Genomic DNA, 17,073 nt, shown 5'->3' on the forward strand with positions numbered 1-17,073 from the left:
TCTATGAAAAAATTATTGGCAGGAATTTTCCTTTTCCATTCTTTATATTCTTATGCGCAGAAAGATGATATGACAGCAGTACTTTCTGATATTACAGAAAAAGTAAAGAGCTATTATATTGATAAAACAACTTATAAAAAGGTAGATTCCTTGTTTCAAAGTGACCTTAAAAAAGGAACTTATACTACCTTAAATAAAAAAGATTTTGCGGCACTCCTCACCCAAAAGTTGAGGAAAGATATCAAAGACGGACATTTTTTTGTTAAATATCTCGAAAACTATAGTCCTGAAAAACTGGTTGATGAAAAGGAAAAGGTGAGATTAAACAATTTTCATAACAGTCTTGAAAATTTTGGCTTTGAAAGTGTCCGGCGGCTGGATGGCAATATAGGCTACATTAATTTTAAAGGTTTCGCATCCCCTGAAGCCAGTGCAGCTACGTTGGCCGGAGCAATGAATTTTGTGGCCAATACCAATTCCCTGATTATTGATCTTAGAGAAAATGAAGGAGGGGACAATGGAATGCTTCTATTATTCTGCAGTTATTTTTTTGATAAAAAAACAGATCTTTATACCACCTATTTCAGACATGATGATAAGACTGTAATGAACAGTACTCAATCTAATGTTGCCGGGACAAAATATCTCCATAAAAAAATCTATATTCTTACCAGTGGAACTACTTTTTCTGCCGCAGAAGGCCTTGCCTACTTTTTGCAGCAACATAAATTAGCAGAAGTAATAGGTGAAAAAACGGGTGGTGCTGCCAATCCGGTAGATCATTTTATACTTCAAAATCAGTATTTACTCCTTGTTCCGGCGGGAAAAATAACCTCTTTAACCAGCCATACCAACTGGGAACATATCGGAGTACTACCTGACCAGGAAGTAAAAGCTGAAAACGCTTTAAAAACTGTCCATATCAGAATTTTAAAAAATATTGTAAAAACAGAAACAAAAACAGAACTCAGCATACCCGAAATAAAAAATCTTATTAATAAATTAGAGCAATAAATATATACTATGTCATCAATAACGATCCTTAAAGCCGGAATAGACGACCTGGAAACTATACAGAACCTGGGAATACAAACTTTTACTGAAACTTTTGCAGAAGATAATACTGATGAAGCTATGGAAAAGTACCTCGAAGAAAGTTTTAATACTCCCCAATTAACCTCTGAACTCAAAACTCAGGATTCTCTGTTCTATATTGCCTGGGAAGAAGACAACCCTGTGGGTTATCTTAAAATCAATTCAGGTGAAGCACAGACCGAATTAAAGGATGAAACCGGTCTTGAAATTGAGAGAATCTACGTCAAAAAAAGCCATCATGGTAAAAAAGTGGGGCAGCTTTTATATGATCAGGCATTGGAAACGGCTCAACAGTTAAGCAAATCCTACCTTTGGCTGGGAGTTTGGGAGGAGAATCTGAGAGCTTTGAACTTTTACAGAAAAAACGGATTTGTTGAATTTGACAAACATATTTTCAGACTTGGTGATGAGGAGCAGACCGATTTAATGATGAAGAAGATATTGGATTAAAAAACAATGAACAAATCAACATTCTTAGAGCAGATTAATCAGTATTATCCTTTATCCGGGGAAACAGCTGCTGCTTTGTTAGACATTTGTACTGAAAAGCAATATCATAAAAATGAGCTTCTTCTGGAATCCGGGAGCATGGCAAGATATTATTACTTTTTACAATCAGGATTGATAGGGTATTATACCATTGATGAACAGGGAGATTATATCTACAAAATCTTCTTTGAAGAAAACAGCTTTGTAGCATCTACTGCAGCCATTATTAAAAACGAACCCAGCGATTTTAATATCATTGCTCTTGAAGATTGTTCAGTGATACAGTATCCGGTCAAAGCCTATCGGGAATTACTGGAAAAATACCATGACCTTGCTCTCTTTCACTTGCATTATTTAGAGAAAAACTGGGTGGTAAAAAAAGAGCCTTTGGAAGTATCTTTAAAATATGAAACCGCGAAGAAACGTTATTTGCAGCTTCTTGAAAATAAGCCTCTTCATAACAGATTGAAACAGCATCATATAGCCTCTTATTTAGGCATTACACCCACTCAGCTCAGCAGGATCAAGAAAGAAATAAATTAATAAAGCTTCAACATATGTTGAGGCTTTTCTGTTTTTTCCGGCACAAATTTGTCCTGTCAAAAGATCAGAGATGCCAAAGTTTAAATAATGGATTATAATGTTTTGTTTAAAACTATAAGCGTCTTACATTTATACAGATACATTCTGATATTATTAATTAAATATTTTTTACAACATGAAAAAATTAATCAGCATTGTCATTGTGCTTACCGCTTTCGTACAGGGATCAGCACAAAAAATTATTCATCAGGAAGTTTTCAGTCCGAAAATGAATAAAAAGATCAAAACCATTATCATTACTCCCAATATTCAGCCGAATACAACCTATCCATCAGTGTATATTCTTCACGGTTTCAGTGGTAATCCCGAAAGAATCATCAAGCAGGATATCCCTGATTTGGTTCAGAAAGCTCAGGAATATAAAACAATTTATGTATTGCCGGATGGGAATTACAGCTCGTGGTATGTAGACAGTCCTATTGTTAAAGATTCACAATATCAAACTTTTATAGGAAAAGAATTAGTGGATTTCATCGACAAAAATTATCCCGTAAAAACTGAAAAAAAATACAGAGGAATTATGGGCTGGAGTATGGGAGGGTATGGAGCGACCAACATTGGGGTAACCTACCATAAAACGTTTGGTATTGTCGGAAGTTCTTGCGGTGCTTTAGATTTCAATTCGTTCGGTGAAGGCTACCAAAAATATATGGTCAATAAGGTATTGGGTTCTTTTGAATCCCTTAACCCTGCTTTCCTTACTGATACTAAAGTAAAGCTAATGGCAGGAGCCGGACAGCGATATATTTTTGATTGCGGTACCGAAGATGTTCAGATGATCGGGCAGAACAGAAAGTTTCATAATAAACTTACAGAACTTAAAATTGAACATTTATATATTGAATCTTTAGGCATCCATGATCCTGCCTATTGGAGCCAGTCATTATCCAATCAGTTAACTCTTTTTGATAAGTATTTTAAATAATAAAAGCTGCTTTATATGGATTGGCATATAAAGCAGTTTATCAATTAATTAAACAAAGTATCTCTATAAAAAATCCTTTTTAAGAACGGGTCTTAAAAAGGATTACTGTCAAGTCATAGTAAAAATGTTGTTGAAGCATTTTATAGGTTGGTGAAATTTTTACCGAGATGTTCTTCAATGACAAAAAACGGATCTTCCGTAAGGGTATGCGCTCTCATATCGATCAGGCTTACCTTACTCATCATGCGGAGCATAATTCTTCTTTCACATGGATATTCTACACCATCGATATTCCTCACCCCGGCACGGAAAGCAGACCTTCCATGAGCACACAAATGATTGTTAACCAGAATAACATCTCCTGCCTGGGGAGTAAAATCTGAATAGATAAGATGTCTTGCTTCCTCCCAGAATTCTTTCAGATACTGATGGGCATCTTCGGATTGCTTGATAGACGGGTTGAAGAGCTGTTCAGCTGCATCAAACCTCATAAAAGGAAGCTCAAAATTACCATACAAAACAGAATCCAGCGTATCTTCCTCGTTCGTTGCCGTTTCCAGATTGGCATCTTTAGGTATCTTATAAATACGCTCAAAAAGAGGCCTGTAGTTTTCACCTATAGATTCATGGGAACGGATAGAATATAGGGTAGAAGGGACCTGTTCTTCATTTCGTAAATACATAAAACTCAGAAAGTCGGCCTGATGTTTCAAAAAAGCATCTTCGGTATGCACATACAGGTCAGTGGAAGATCCCGATCCTGTTTGGGTTTCCCGCATTTTCTCATCGGGTATAATAGCATGAATTAATCCACCTCCTTTACGTTGGGAATAATACTGTACCGGCTTGGAAGGGAGAGCCCCATGGATTAATGCACAGGCAAAGCCATAAAGATCAAATTTAGAATAATCAGCAGACTGCCAGTTGGCCGGTGTTCTGCCAATACTTTCCTGGTCGACATCCATTAATCCCTTGAATACCAATGCACCATATTGATTTTTTGAAAAGTCACTCGCAAAATCAGCCGCTATATGTAAGATTCTCTCGGGTAAGAAATAGGAAGCCAGCTGGTGTACGTGTCTTATAAAGTCACGATTTTCATAGCTACCATATTTTCTTTGAAGATGCACCGCTGCATCATTAATCATTCTTCGTTCCTGAGATGTGAGCTCAATGACTGTAGGAAGCAGTTTTACCTGCGTCATACGGTCGTTATCTAAAATTTCTATAGAATTCATTAAAAAAAAATTTGGCGTTAAATAATAATTTTTATATTTGTTTTTAATTATTCTAAATAACAATAACAAGTTCAAATTTATGAATATTTAATGAATCACCAAATAAAAAAGTAAAAAAATGTAAAATTTAAAAACCTGACTGTCAGATATATAAATCTATATATCAAAAAACCACATACAACCTATTGATTTAAAAAATCACCTTACAAATACATATATGAGTAACAATTTTATGTCCCTGGAAGAGCCGGTAACCACCACTTCACATCACATTTCGGGGAATTTTGGAAATATTTTCCATCCTGACAATTACGATCATTATCGTAATGCTGTCAACAGCACCTTAGACCTTGTACAAGAATTTCTTTATAGAAACGACAAACCTTTCAGCGGCATAGAAGCTAAAGAAATGAAAGGAATGGTACAGCAGATTGATCTTAATCAAAAACTTTCCAATTACAAGGAACTTCTTAGTGAAGTAGATGATATTTATGTAAAGCATGCTACGGCTTTTCACCTGCCACAGTATGTAGCCCATTTGAATTGTCCGGTTGTTATTCCGGCTTTGGCTGGGGAAATCCTTGTGAGTGCCATCAATTCTTCTCAGGATACTTATGATCAGAGTGCCGGAGGTACATTTATGGAAAGGAAACTAATAGACTGGACTGCTGAGCAATTAGGCTATAAAACCAATGAAAGCGATGGTGTGTTCACTGCCGGAGGTTCACAAAGTAACCTAATGGGTTTGGTGATGATGCGCGATTGCTTTTCTCAAAAGAACTACAATCATAATATCAAATTAGATGGCCTGCCAAGAGAAGCCGCCCGTTTCAGAATTTTTGTTTCCGATAAATCGCATTTTAGCAATTTGAAGAATGCATCTATCATGGGGCTTGGTGAAAAAGCCATTATTAAAGTGCCTACAGATGAAAGATTCCGTATGGATATTGCTTTACTGAAAAAATATATCAAAAGAGAAGAACAGCTTGGAAATATCCCTATTGGTATTGTAGCCACTGCCGGAACTACAGATTTCGGAAATGTAGATCCATTGGAAGATATTGCCAATATTGCAGAACAGTATAATATCTGGATGCACGTAGATGCTGCTTACGGATGTGCTTTATTATTAAGTGATAAGTATCGCAATCTGTTAAACGGAATAGAAAGAGCCGATTCAGTAACAATAGATTATCATAAATCCTTTTTCCAGCCTATCAGCAGCAGTGCCTTCATTGTTAAAAATAAAAAAGAGCTTCTGATTCTTAAGCATCATGCTGATTACCTGAATCCTAAAGAAATGGATGAAGAGGAAATCCCTGCACAGATCAACAAATCCATTACACAAAGTACCCGCAGGTTTGATGCGTTGAAGCTTTGGTTTACTTTAAGAATGATGGGTAAGGAACAGCTTGCCGAATATACCGACACGGTAATAGATCTTACAAAAGATGTAGCCTCCATGATTACTGAAGATACAGATTTTGAACTTCTTTCCGATTCTGACCTTAGTGTGTTGGTATTCCGTTACATAAGACCTGAGGTTAAAGATCTTAATGCTTTGAACCAGTATATTAAGACGAAACTTTTCTACAGCGGGGAAATTCTCGTTGCCAGTACAAAAGTAGATGGACATTTCTATCTGAAATTTACTTTCCTGAATCCGATTACCACTACTGAAGATGTACATCAAATTCTCAATAAAATAAAAATGCATGGAAAAGACTTTGATACAGAAAAATAAAACAGGGGATAAAGCACAGGAAATTACTTTCCGTATCCTTCTTAACGGAATGCTCAGAGAACTTGGAAATGGTAAATTTTACCAGGGAGTTCCCCAATATGATCTTCTTACTGCAAAGGCACTTCAAAATACCAAGTATCCGTTGCATCTAAGATTTGAATTGAAGAAAAGCGGATTGTTTCTGTTTGCCCCGATTGTTTATCGTTCCGAAAGTGCTTTTCATGACTATGGATTTCCTGTATGGGCTGTAGATCATGAAAATCAGGATGTATTTGAAGTAGATATGGAAAAACTGATAGAGTTAATTTATACAGAATTTTCTGATACTTCAAATGAAGGAGGGCTTGCCCACTTTTCTGAGAGAATTCAAAGCAGCTTGAAAAATCTGGAATTAACCGCGGAAGCCTGTTTACAACAAGAGAAAGAATTGTCTTATTCCTTCTTAGAATCCGAACAGCGGCTGCCTGTAGGCCACAATCTACATCCTTTTACCAAATCTAGAATGGGATTTTCTGAGGAAGAACAGCTTTTGTATAGCCCGGAATTTGGAAAGGGATTTCAGCTTGATTATTTTCTGATTCATAAAAGCTGCATCACTGAAAAATCACTTCCCGGAATTTCAGCGAAAGAAATATTCGAGAAATTAGTTTCCATACCCGAAAGTTACGATTTTGAAAACATTAATGATTATTATATTGTTCCATGCCATCCCTGGGAAGCGCAATATCTTCTGTCAACGGAAGAATATCCGGAAATGCTTGGCTCCGGACAAATCATTCATATCGGACCATTAGGTGATGACTTTTATGCCACATCATCGATAAGAAGTCTTTACAATCCTGATTTCAGCTGGATGTTAAAATTTTCTTTACATGTTCTGATGACCGGATCTGTAAGGACAAACAGTTTAAAAGACCTCAACAGAGGATATGCTTCTGCGGTATGGTGGCAGCAAGAAAGGACTTCTTTTGAAAACAGCTTTCCCCATTTCAAACTTCTTCTGGAGCCTGCTACTTTAAGTGTTCAGTATGAAGGAAATACGATTGACAGTTTCAATATCCTGATCCGTGAAAATCCCTTTTTAGGGGAAGAAAAAGTTCTTTTACTGGCAAGATTATGTCAGGATGAGCCGGCAGGGAGTTTCAATTTTACCAGGCATTTTTTCAAAGAAGTAGCCGGTCAATTGGGAACTGATCCTGAACAGGCAGTGATCACCTGGTTTAAGAAATATATTCATCTTTTGCTTTCTCCTCTAAACAGGCTATTTAGCCAGTATGGAATGGCTCCGGAAATTCATCAGCAGAATTTGCTTATAGGACTGGATGACCAGCTTCTCCCGAAAACCATTTTTGTAAGGGACGGACAAGGCTATCTTTTAAGAGAAAGTCTCAAAGAAAAATATCAGGAGCTTATCAGGAACTGTCCTGAGATTGAAGAACTTTTCATCAGGGATGAACGCCTGATGAAAATTATTTCCCACCATCTTTTAGTGAGTAATCTGGGAGCTCTTATCAGCTCAATGGGTAAAACAGGATGGGTGAAAGAAAGACAGCTCATCAGCATTCTGTATCAGGAATTTGAAGATCTTCACAGAACAGAACCATCAGATCTGACAGGTTATGCTCTGGAAGAACAGTATTGGGCTGTAAAATCAAATCTACAGTCGGCAGTATTTGATGTAGATGGAGGTATAAATTCCTCAGCCGTTTCTTATGCAAAAGTACCCAACCTTCTTTATGAGCATTTCTTCTCAGAACAACTAATTCAGCCAAAGGGAAAAGACATATTCTTTAAACGTTATTTTGAAAAGGAAGATGTCACGATTACCATCAGACCTATAGATCTTGAAAATGACCTTGAAATGCTCCATGAGTGGTTTAATCGCGAGCATGCCGTAAAGATATGGCAGATGAACTGGCCGATTGACGAGCTTGAAACATACTATCGTGTGATGCTTCCGGGTAACGAAGCCCACAGCTATATTGTAATGAGCAACGGTGAGCCTTCCTGTAATATCGAAATTTATTGGGCCTGCAGAGACATTGTTGGGGATTATTACGAAGTATTGCCTACAGATTATGGTACCCATCAGTTTATAGCACCTATAGATCCCAAAAAGAAATATGTTTCCCCTTCTACACAATCTATGGTGGATTATGTCTTTGCACAGCCACAGGTAGGTAAAATGGTGGGAGAGGGTTCCGTAGATTCTCTTGCATCAATGATGAATAAGGCCCACGTCGGTTTCAAAGTAGATAAAGTAATTGAAATGCCTCATAAAAAAGCAAATCTCAATTTCTGCTACAGGGAATGGTATTGGGAAAAATTCCCTCAAAACAAAGACGTACAATTCACCACAAACATCACAGAACATGAATAATGACACTATTTATAATGTAATTGGCATAGGAATCGGCCCTTTTAATCTTGGGCTTGCCGCTTTATCCCATCCAATTACGGAACTGAAAACACTTTTCCTGGATCAGAGGGATGGTTTCGACTGGCATCCCGGCTTAATGATTGACCATGTAACCCTGCAGACCCCATTTTTATGTGATTGTGTCTCTATGGCAGATCCTACCAACCCATTAAGTCTGCTTAATTACCTCAAGGAAACAGGAAGGCTTTATAAGTTCTTTATCAGAGAAAGTTTCTTCATTCCAAGAAAGGAATATAACCGTTACTGCCAATGGGTGATTGAACAGCTGCCCCAATGTCGTTTTTCAACACAGGTAATGGATATAGACTATGAAGATGGTATTTACCTGGTAACAACAGTTCACACAAAAACGAAAGAAAAAGTAGTTTTTAAAACGGAGAGACTTATTCTTGGTACCGGAACACAGCCTCATATTCCTTCTTTTATCCCTAAAGAAGATTCCCGGATTATTCATACCAGTTCTTATCTCTACAGAAAAGAAGAGCTTTTAGCTGAAGGTAAGAAAATAGCCATTATAGGATCGGGGCAGAGTGCTGCTGAAGTTTTTTATGACCTCCTTCAAAGCAGAGATGAAAAAACCGAATTAGGATGGTATTCCCGCCCGGACAGATTCTTCCCGATGGAATATTCTAAACTGACTCTGGAGCTAACGTCTCCCGATTATGTAGAGTATTTTTATAACAGAACAGAGTCTGCAAGAAAAGATATTTTAAGCAAACAGCAAAGCCAGTTTAAAGGAATAAACTATGACCTCATCAATGATATTTATGATTTCATTTATGATCTGAATATTGACAACGCTGATCCTAACCTTAAAATCATTCCTAACAGCCAGCTGAACAGGATAGACACTACCAACCAGGAGGTTATCAATCTTGAATTTACGCAGCTGGAACAGGACGTTCCGTATGAGCAGGAAGCTGATTACCTGATTCTGGGAACCGGATACCGCTATCATGAACCTTCATTTCTGAAAAATATACAGTCCAGAATCAAAAGAGATTCAAGCGGACTGTTTGATGTCAACAGAAATTATTCTATAGATCACAACGGAGGCGAAATTTATGTCCTCCATGCTGAAGTACATACCCATAGCTATATTTCTACAGACCTTGGAATGGCTGCCTACCGTAACTCCTATATCATCAACGATATTCTTGGAAGAGAGCATTATAAAATTGAGAAAAAAATAGCTTTCCAGGATTTTGATGTAGAAAAATATGCTGATTTACCAACTGCCCAAATTTAATACTAAAAAATGAACACCAATTTAAATACTATAGTAAACCACGAATACTGGTTACAGGCCAATAAAAATCTTATGGCTAAAACCATTGCAGAATTAATGCACGAAGAACTGCTAAAGCCTGTTGTTTCTTTTCAGGCTGAAACAGGCTATACCGTTTTCAAACTGGAAACAGGATTCGACAATATTGAATACACCTTCCGCGGTCAGGAAAGAATGATGGACTATTGGCATATCGATACAGACAGTATCACCAAAACAGACCATTCTCAGGAAGTACCTGTAGATGTTGCAGCATTTTTCCTGGAGATGCAATCTGTATTTGATTTAGATCCCTATACACTGGCAAGGTATACGGAAGAGCTTTTACATACATTATACTGCGATGCGATGATTTTATCCAAAGGAGTGATGTCTTCAAAAGATCTTGCTTCATCAGATTATCAGACGGTAGAGCATCAAATGACCGGTCATCCATGGGTAATTGTTAACAAAAGCAGATTAGGATTTTCTCCCCGTGACCTGAAAGCATTTGCTCCGGAATCTGATCAAAATCTGAAACCTATCTGGCTGGCATCCCATACCAGCAGATCTGCATTTCAATCATTGGATCATATCGACAGAGAAGACTTCTACCGTTCCGAGATTGGCGATCAGCTCTATCATGATTTTCAGCAGAAACTGATAAATGAAAGAAAATCAGTGGAAGACTATCATTTTATTCCTGTTCATCCATGGCAGTGGGAAGAAAAGCTGAAGATTCATTTTGCCGGAGATATTGCATCCGGACTTCTTATTCTATTGGGAGAAGGAAACGATACTTACAGTCCACAGCAGAGTATCCGTACCTTATTCAACGTAGATCATCCTAAGAAAAGATATCTTAAAACAGCTGTTTCTATCTTGAGTACAGGAAATATCCGTGGATTGTCTCCAAAACAGATGAAAATAGCTCCTTCTATTACAGAGTGGGTAAAAAGCCTGATAAAGGATGATGCTTATCTTGATGCCAAAGGAACGATATTCCTGGGAGAAGAAGCTTCCATTGCTTACCTTCATCCACAATACGGAGCGATTACCAATGTTCCTTACCAGTATAATGAATTCCTGGGAGCCTTATGGCGTGAAAGTGCGGAAAACTATCTTAAGGAAGATGAGCAAATGGTCACCATGGCTTCCTTACTGTATGTAGACAATAACGGAATCCCTTTGGTACAGGCTTTTGCAGAAAAGGCAGGAATGAGTATCAGAGAATGGGTGGCAAGTTATCTTGATGCCTATCTTACACCGTTGCTTCATATCTATTACACCCATTCTTTATGTGTGACTCCCCATGGCGAAAACATTATGGTCGTGCTGAAAAATGGAGTGCCTCAAAGAATTGTAATTAAGGATTTTGTAGATGATATTGTCCTTACTACAGAAGCAAGAGAAAAGCTTCCGGCTCATCTTGCAGACGGATTGATACAGTCTTCCAACAAAGAAAATATTCCTTTGTTTATTCTTTTGGGAGTTTTTGATGCTTTTTTTAGATATATGTCTAATGTACTTCATACCTATTCAAACTGTAAAGAAGATGTATTCTGGACACTTGTGCATGACTGCATAGAAAGTTATAAAGCAGATAATACCCATCTACAGGAGAGATACGAAAAATATGACCTTTATGTTCCTACGTTCAAAAGGTTTTATATCAACAGCCTGCGTCTGAAAAATAATGGCTACAGTGAAAATAAAGCTTTTGCTATTCCAAGAAAGGATGGAGCATTGCCTAATCCTCTGTATCAGATCGCCAATAAAAATTCTGTAGCTGTATGATGAGGAAATTCCTGCATATACTAAAAGAAGGGACGGTTTTTGCTTACGGAGCCTTAGCCGGGAAAAAGGCCGAGCTGACTTCCGGTAGTATCAACCGTTCCATCTTTAGCTTGGCAATTCCCATGGTGATGGAGCTGGTGATGGAATCTGTTTTTGTGAGCGTCAATCTTTTGATTATTGCCAAACTGGGCGATAAAGTCCTTGGCCTTGTTGGGATTACCGATAATTATGTCAATTTCGCTTATGCTATCGCAGTAGGTCTTGGGATTGCTGCAGCAACGCTTACCGCAAGGAGAGCCGGCGAAAAAGATAAAGAAGGCATGGGTAAAACAGCTCATTATATTATTATGCTTGCCTTATTCTTTGCCTTACTGATTGGCGGGCTGTCATGCTATTTCGCTGGAGAGATTGTAGGTTTTCTTGGAATCAATGCAGGAATAGTGAATGATGGCCTTTCTTTTTCCCGACTGGTTTTTATCAGTATCGGGCTTGTCATCCTCCGTCTTTCTATTAATGGACTGTTCAGAGGAGCAGGGGATGCAGATCTTGCCATGAAATCACTTTGGCTCTGTCATATTTCAAATATTGTGTTTGCCGTAGTGCTTGTTTTCGGGGTAGGATTTATTCCTGCTTTCGGATTGCTGGGACTGGCCTATGCTACTATTTTGTCCAGGCTGTTGGCAGTTTTATACCAGTTTTTTATCCTGTTGACGGGTAAAACGAGCATTAATATCCTGATGAAATTTGACTTTGACAGGCCATTGCTCCAAAAGATTCTTAAAATAGCTTTTGGGGGCCTGGTTCAGTATATTATTCCTACATCCAGCTGGCTGATTATGGTGAAGATCATATCTACTTTTGGAACGACAGCGCTTGCGGGTTACATTATTGCACAGCGTATTGCTTCTGTTGCCACGATGCCTGCCTGGGGAATAGGAAATGCTGCCGGTGTTCTTACAGGACAGAATTTAGGAGCAGGAGATCCTGTCCGGGCAGAAAAAACAGTGTGGAGAGCAGGTACCATTAATATGAGCTACCTTATTGCAGTGGCCCTGTTCTGGCAGCTGGCCGCAGAGCATGTGGTGAAGTTTTTTACTGTAGAATCGGAGGTAGCAAGGTACGCCGTTCAGTATATCCATGTGGTATCTATGGCTTATCTCTTATTAGGTTTTACCATGGTGATCAGCCGTGCATTGAATGCAGCCGGTAACATCATGCAGGTAACCCTTCTCTATATCATCATGTTCTATATTATTCAGCTTCCTCTGGCTTATCTGCTGGGAGTAAGGCTTCAATGGGAACTAAAAGGAATATTTACAGCTATTGTTTCTTCAGAAATTGTACTGGCTGTACTTTTCTTAATGATTTTCAAAAACGGTAAATGGAAAACTATAAAAATTTAAAATGAACACAACAGAAGAGTTTTATGAAATAATTGCCTCTGCAATTGCTATAAAAAAAGAATTGGTAGATGAAAATCTTACCTATCAGGAAATTCCGGAATGGGATTCTATGTCCCACCTGCTTATTGTAGAAGCGCTGGAACAGTTTTATCAGATCAAGTTTGATTTTAATGATATCCTGGAGATGGGTAACGTCGGAAAGATCCGTGAAAAAATGAAAAAATACGATGTATTCGTAGAAAACTAAGTATATGAAAATTTTAGAAAATGTAATTGCCAACAAGAACCTGTTGTTTACAGATGCTTCCACCGGTACTACCATACCGGTTGGAACGCTGTATCGGTCTTTAGGCTTGAATCCTGTAGAAAAAGGATTGATCTTTTTGTACAATGACAATCAGCTCTCCAGTATTGAGGTTCTTCTCAATTTTTACGGAACAGCCCATACGATTGCTTTATTGGGACAGAAACTGCATTCGGAATTCAAAGACCGGATGGAGGCAGAATACCGTCCGAAATATATCTTTGACCCATCCAGAGATGAGGTAGAAGGATACAGTATCAGAGCATTCTCTGATACTGTAAAAATCTTTATGAAAGATGATTACAAAAGTGAGATTACGATCCATCCGGAAATTAAGCTTCTTTTAAGTACTTCAGGAACTACGGGAATTCCCAAACTCGTTAAGCTATCGGATGAAAACCTGTATCAGAATGCGGTAAGCATTCTTCAGTACATGCCTATCCTGGAATCTGATGTAGTGCCGTTAAATGTACCCATCAATTTTGTATATGGCTTTTCTATTTTTACCACCAACTGTATGCGTGCCGGAAGAATGGTATGTACTGATAAAGATATTATGCAAAAGGCATTCTGGGATGAAATGGAGGAATATGGATACAGTACTTTAGGAGGAGTTCCATTTTTATACGAGAATCTTAACAGGATAGGCTTCTTCAGAAAAGACAGCCAGAGTTTACGATACCTTACGCATACGGGAGGAGTAATCAATGGTGAGCTGAGAAAAACCATCTTTGCTTACTGTCTTGAATTTGAAAAACAATTCTTTGCACAGTATGGTCAGACGGAAGCTGGTGGAAGAATGGCTTATCTTACTACAGATGGACTTTTGGAAGAAGAAACTTCTATTGGTACTCCTGTATATGGAGGGAATTTCAGCATAGATCCTGATACCGATGAATTGCTGTTCTCACATGCCAGTATTTTTGGAGGCTACGCCCATACCCTTCAGGACCTCACTTCTTATGAACAGCCCGCAGTGCTGCGGACAGGAGATACAGCCAAAAAAGGACAAAACGGAATTTACTCTATCACAGGAAGAATAAAACGTATCATGAAGCTTTTCGGAATACGCCTTAATCTGGATGAGGTAGAATTTATTCTTAAAAATGAGCTGGAAGGAAATACGTTTATATGCCTGAATTCCAATGACAAAAAAATCATTGTGCTATATGACAATCAGGAGATTGATCCCCAGGTCATCACTGAAATTATTAAAAATAAACTGCGCATTAACCCTCAATACGTCCACACCGAACACATAGAGTCATTTCCATTATCACAAAACGGTAAAATAAACTATCCACTGTTACAAAACTTACAGCATGAAAACATTTAAAACCCCTATATTACTATTAGCTTTTGCCTTACTTCCTCATTTTATTGATGCTCAGCAAAATGAAAGGGTAAACGGCAAGGTCATGCTGTCTGAGAAAGTGCCGGTAAAAAATGCACTTTTAAGAATAGTCAATACTTCATATCAATCAAAAACAAACAATTTAGGAGAATATTATTTTGATAATGTGCCACCTGGGGAATATACTCTTCAGGTGGTTTTAAATGATATCGAACTGATGCGCGATACCATCCGCATTGAGAAAGATGTCTATGAGATTCCACCTATTTATACAACAACAGAAAACAATGTTATTGAAGGAATCACCGTGTATGCTTTCAGCAGAAACAAATTCCTGGATAAAGACAGTACTTCCGTTTCTAAAATGCCTTTAAGGAATTTAGAAAATCCGCAGGCTTATACGAGTATCAACCAGCAATTACTGAAGGAGCAGATTACTTATGATATTTCAGAAGTTTTAAAAAATGTGCAGGGGATGGTAAAAATGCAGGGGAGTCCGGGAAGAGGGTCCGGGGACGGAAGTTTCTACTACAGCCTTAGAGGATTCCCTACAAAAGTATCCATGGTAGACGGTCTTCCTGCAACTACTAATGGAGAGATTGATCCTGCTGATATTGAACGTTTAGAAGTTATTAAAGGACCGGCAGGAACTTTATATGGAGGTGCTGTAACCTCCTTTGGAGGACTCATAAATGCGGTAACGAAAAAACCTAAAGATTACTTTGGTGGAGAAGTATCCTACCTTATGGGAAGCTATAACCTGAACCGTATAACGGCTGATGTATACGGTCCCATTACTGACTCCAGGAAAACATTATTCCGTCTGAATGCGGCCTACCAGTATCAGAATGGTTTCAGAGATTCTGAATTCAGAAAATCATTTTTTGTGGCCCCTACCTTAAGCTATCAGGTAAATGACAGGCTGAAGTTCAGCTTAGGAGCCCAGATTTATAATTATGAGGGAACCAATACCCCTATTATTTTTCTTCCCAGAACGAGAGCATTTTTTGCCCATACACCTGATGAATTAGGATTCGACTGGAAAAGATCGTATTCCAACAATGATATGACCCTGAAAGCTCCGTCAATCAATGTAAAAGCTGAGGCTAATTATAAAATATCAGATAACTGGAGCTCACAAACGTCACTTTCCCGAAACTTCAGAAAAACGGAAGGACTCTATCAGTATCAGTTTATCAGAGGAACTACCAGTGATGCCATGCTGGAGCGTAATGTACAATGGCAAAACTCAGAAGCTTCTTCCACCAGTGTTCAGCAAAACTTTAATGGAGAATTCAATATTGGAAAAATCAAAAATAAGGTATTGATCGGATTAGATTATTTCAATCAGTCTATCAATAACAACCATTCACCGATTGTTGTATTTGATTATGTTGATGGGCAAAACTTAACAAGTGGTTACGGAAATATTTCCAAAGATCTGGCTCTTCAGAAAATACAGGCTGCTACCCAAGCTGCTATTGATGCTAAAAAAGCACCGTTGGTAAGGAATACATCTTCAGCTAATCTATATGGAGCCTATGTTTCCAATGTAACCTATATTACTGACCGCTTGATTACTTTACTAAGCTTACGTCTGGATCATTATGAAAGCAAAGGACAGCTTAACCTGAACAGCAATGTGCGTGCTGGTGAGTTTAAACAAACAGCGTGGTCTCCAAAAGTAGGATTAGTCTATCAGGTGGTGAAAGACCGTTTATCAGCTTATGCCAATTATATGAATGGTTTTAGTTATACCGCACCTGTAGTACAGCAATTACAGGACTATAGCGGAGATATGAAACCGCAGACTGCCAATCAGTGGGAAGTGGGAGTAAAAGGAAATCTTTGGAGAAACAAATTCAACTTTACCGTGGGATATTATGACATATTGGTGGATAATATACAGCGCGGAACCGGAGTTATCCGTGATGGAAAAGAATACGCTATTGTTGTTCAGGATGGACAGCAAAGAAGTAAAGGGATTGAAATAGAAACGATCATGAATCCTGTTCAGGGATTGAATATTATCGCAGGATATTCATACAACCACAGTAGAATGGAGAAAGCGGATGCTGCTGTAGAAGGACGCCGTCCGGAATCGGCAGGTCCTGCTAATGTATTTAATTCATGGATCAGTTATATCATTCCTATTAAAGGACTTCAGGGACTGGGAGTAGGTTTTGGGGTCAACCGTGTAGGTAAACAGATTACCGGAAACAAAACCACTACCGGACAGTTTGCATTCCCAGCATATACGCTGATTAATGCCTCTATTTCCCTTGAAAAAGAAAAATACAGAGTAGGATTTAAAATGAATAATTTAGGCAATGCGCAGTATTTTGCAGGGCAGGGAGTGGTAGTCGCTCAAATGCCCCGTAACTTTGTCGCTGAGGTAAGCCTTAAATTTTAAT

Annotated in this window: 13 protein-coding genes; 12 read left to right on the forward strand and 1 reads right to left on the reverse strand. The window is 38.3% G+C overall.

Translation table 11 applies throughout. The annotated features are described in order from the left end of the window. The first annotated feature begins 3 nt into the window (after positions 1-3). From MP477_RS00410 to MP477_RS00425, 4 genes are all read left to right on the forward strand, one after another. Positions 4-1,014, forward strand: coding sequence for a S41 family peptidase (locus MP477_RS00410; protein WP_257188715.1), 1,011 nt, complete (start codon positions 4-6; stop codon positions 1,012-1,014). Positions 1,015-1,023: 9 nt separating this feature from the next. After that, positions 1,024-1,545 carry a GNAT family N-acetyltransferase gene (locus MP477_RS00415; protein WP_257188716.1) on the forward strand — a complete coding sequence of 174 codons (522 nt, stop codon included), beginning with the start codon at positions 1,024-1,026 and terminating at the stop codon, positions 1,543-1,545. 6 nt (positions 1,546-1,551) lie between these two features. Continuing rightward, positions 1,552-2,127: a Crp/Fnr family transcriptional regulator gene (locus MP477_RS00420; RefSeq protein ID WP_257188717.1), complete on the forward strand. Its 576-nt coding sequence runs from the start codon at positions 1,552-1,554 to the stop codon at positions 2,125-2,127. A gap of 175 nt (positions 2,128-2,302) precedes the next feature. Next, positions 2,303-3,112 carry an alpha/beta hydrolase family protein gene (locus MP477_RS00425; protein WP_257188718.1) on the forward strand — a complete coding sequence of 270 codons (810 nt, stop codon included), beginning with the start codon at positions 2,303-2,305 and terminating at the stop codon, positions 3,110-3,112. A 140-nt stretch (positions 3,113-3,252) separates the two neighbouring features. On the opposite strand, the gene MP477_RS00430 is transcribed toward MP477_RS00425, so the two are convergent. After that, positions 3,253-4,350 (reverse strand): TauD/TfdA family dioxygenase, encoded by a 1,098-nt coding sequence (locus tag MP477_RS00430; RefSeq protein WP_230036287.1) that lies wholly within the window; start codon positions 4,348-4,350, stop codon positions 3,253-3,255. Between the two features lie 217 nt (positions 4,351-4,567). On the opposite strand from MP477_RS00430, the gene MP477_RS00435 reads away from it, so the two are divergent. From MP477_RS00435 to MP477_RS00470, 8 genes are read left to right on the forward strand one after another with little or no spacing between them, the layout of a single operon-like run. Next, complete coding sequence (locus MP477_RS00435) at positions 4,568-6,094, forward strand: aspartate aminotransferase family protein (protein ID WP_257188719.1); 1,527 nt, start codon at positions 4,568-4,570, stop codon at positions 6,092-6,094. Beyond that, the gene (locus MP477_RS00440; protein ID WP_257188720.1) at positions 6,066-8,474 is read left to right on the forward strand and encodes a GNAT family N-acetyltransferase; all 2,409 of its coding nucleotides are present in this window, start codon (positions 6,066-6,068) and stop codon (positions 8,472-8,474) included. The genes MP477_RS00435 and MP477_RS00440 overlap by 29 nt, the downstream gene beginning before the upstream one ends. After that, entirely contained in the window at positions 8,467-9,783 is a 1,317-nt protein-coding gene (locus tag MP477_RS00445; protein WP_257188721.1) for a lysine N(6)-hydroxylase/L-ornithine N(5)-oxygenase family protein, read from the forward strand. The genes MP477_RS00440 and MP477_RS00445 overlap by 8 nt, the downstream gene beginning before the upstream one ends. A gap of 9 nt (positions 9,784-9,792) precedes the next feature. Continuing rightward, positions 9,793-11,598, forward strand: coding sequence for an IucA/IucC family siderophore biosynthesis protein (locus MP477_RS00450; protein ID WP_257188722.1), 1,806 nt, complete (start codon positions 9,793-9,795; stop codon positions 11,596-11,598). Continuing rightward, complete coding sequence (locus tag MP477_RS00455) at positions 11,595-13,001, forward strand: MATE family efflux transporter (protein WP_257188723.1); 1,407 nt, start codon at positions 11,595-11,597, stop codon at positions 12,999-13,001. The genes MP477_RS00450 and MP477_RS00455 overlap by 4 nt, the downstream gene beginning before the upstream one ends. A 1-nt stretch (position 13,002) precedes the next feature. Beyond that, positions 13,003-13,248, forward strand: coding sequence for an acyl carrier protein (locus MP477_RS00460; RefSeq protein WP_084084248.1), 246 nt, complete (start codon positions 13,003-13,005; stop codon positions 13,246-13,248). 4 nt (positions 13,249-13,252) lie between these two features. Further along, on the forward strand, positions 13,253-14,641 hold the full coding sequence (locus MP477_RS00465) for an AMP-binding protein (RefSeq protein WP_257188724.1): 1,389 nt from the start codon (positions 13,253-13,255) through the stop codon (positions 14,639-14,641). Beyond that, entirely contained in the window at positions 14,628-17,072 is a 2,445-nt protein-coding gene (locus MP477_RS00470) for a TonB-dependent receptor (protein ID WP_257188725.1), read from the forward strand. The genes MP477_RS00465 and MP477_RS00470 overlap by 14 nt, the downstream gene beginning before the upstream one ends. Position 17,073: the final 1 nt, after the last annotated feature.

The sequence above is a fragment of the Chryseobacterium sp. WG23 genome, from assembly GCF_024586575.1.
GTDB lineage: Bacteria > Bacteroidota > Bacteroidia > Flavobacteriales > Weeksellaceae > Chryseobacterium.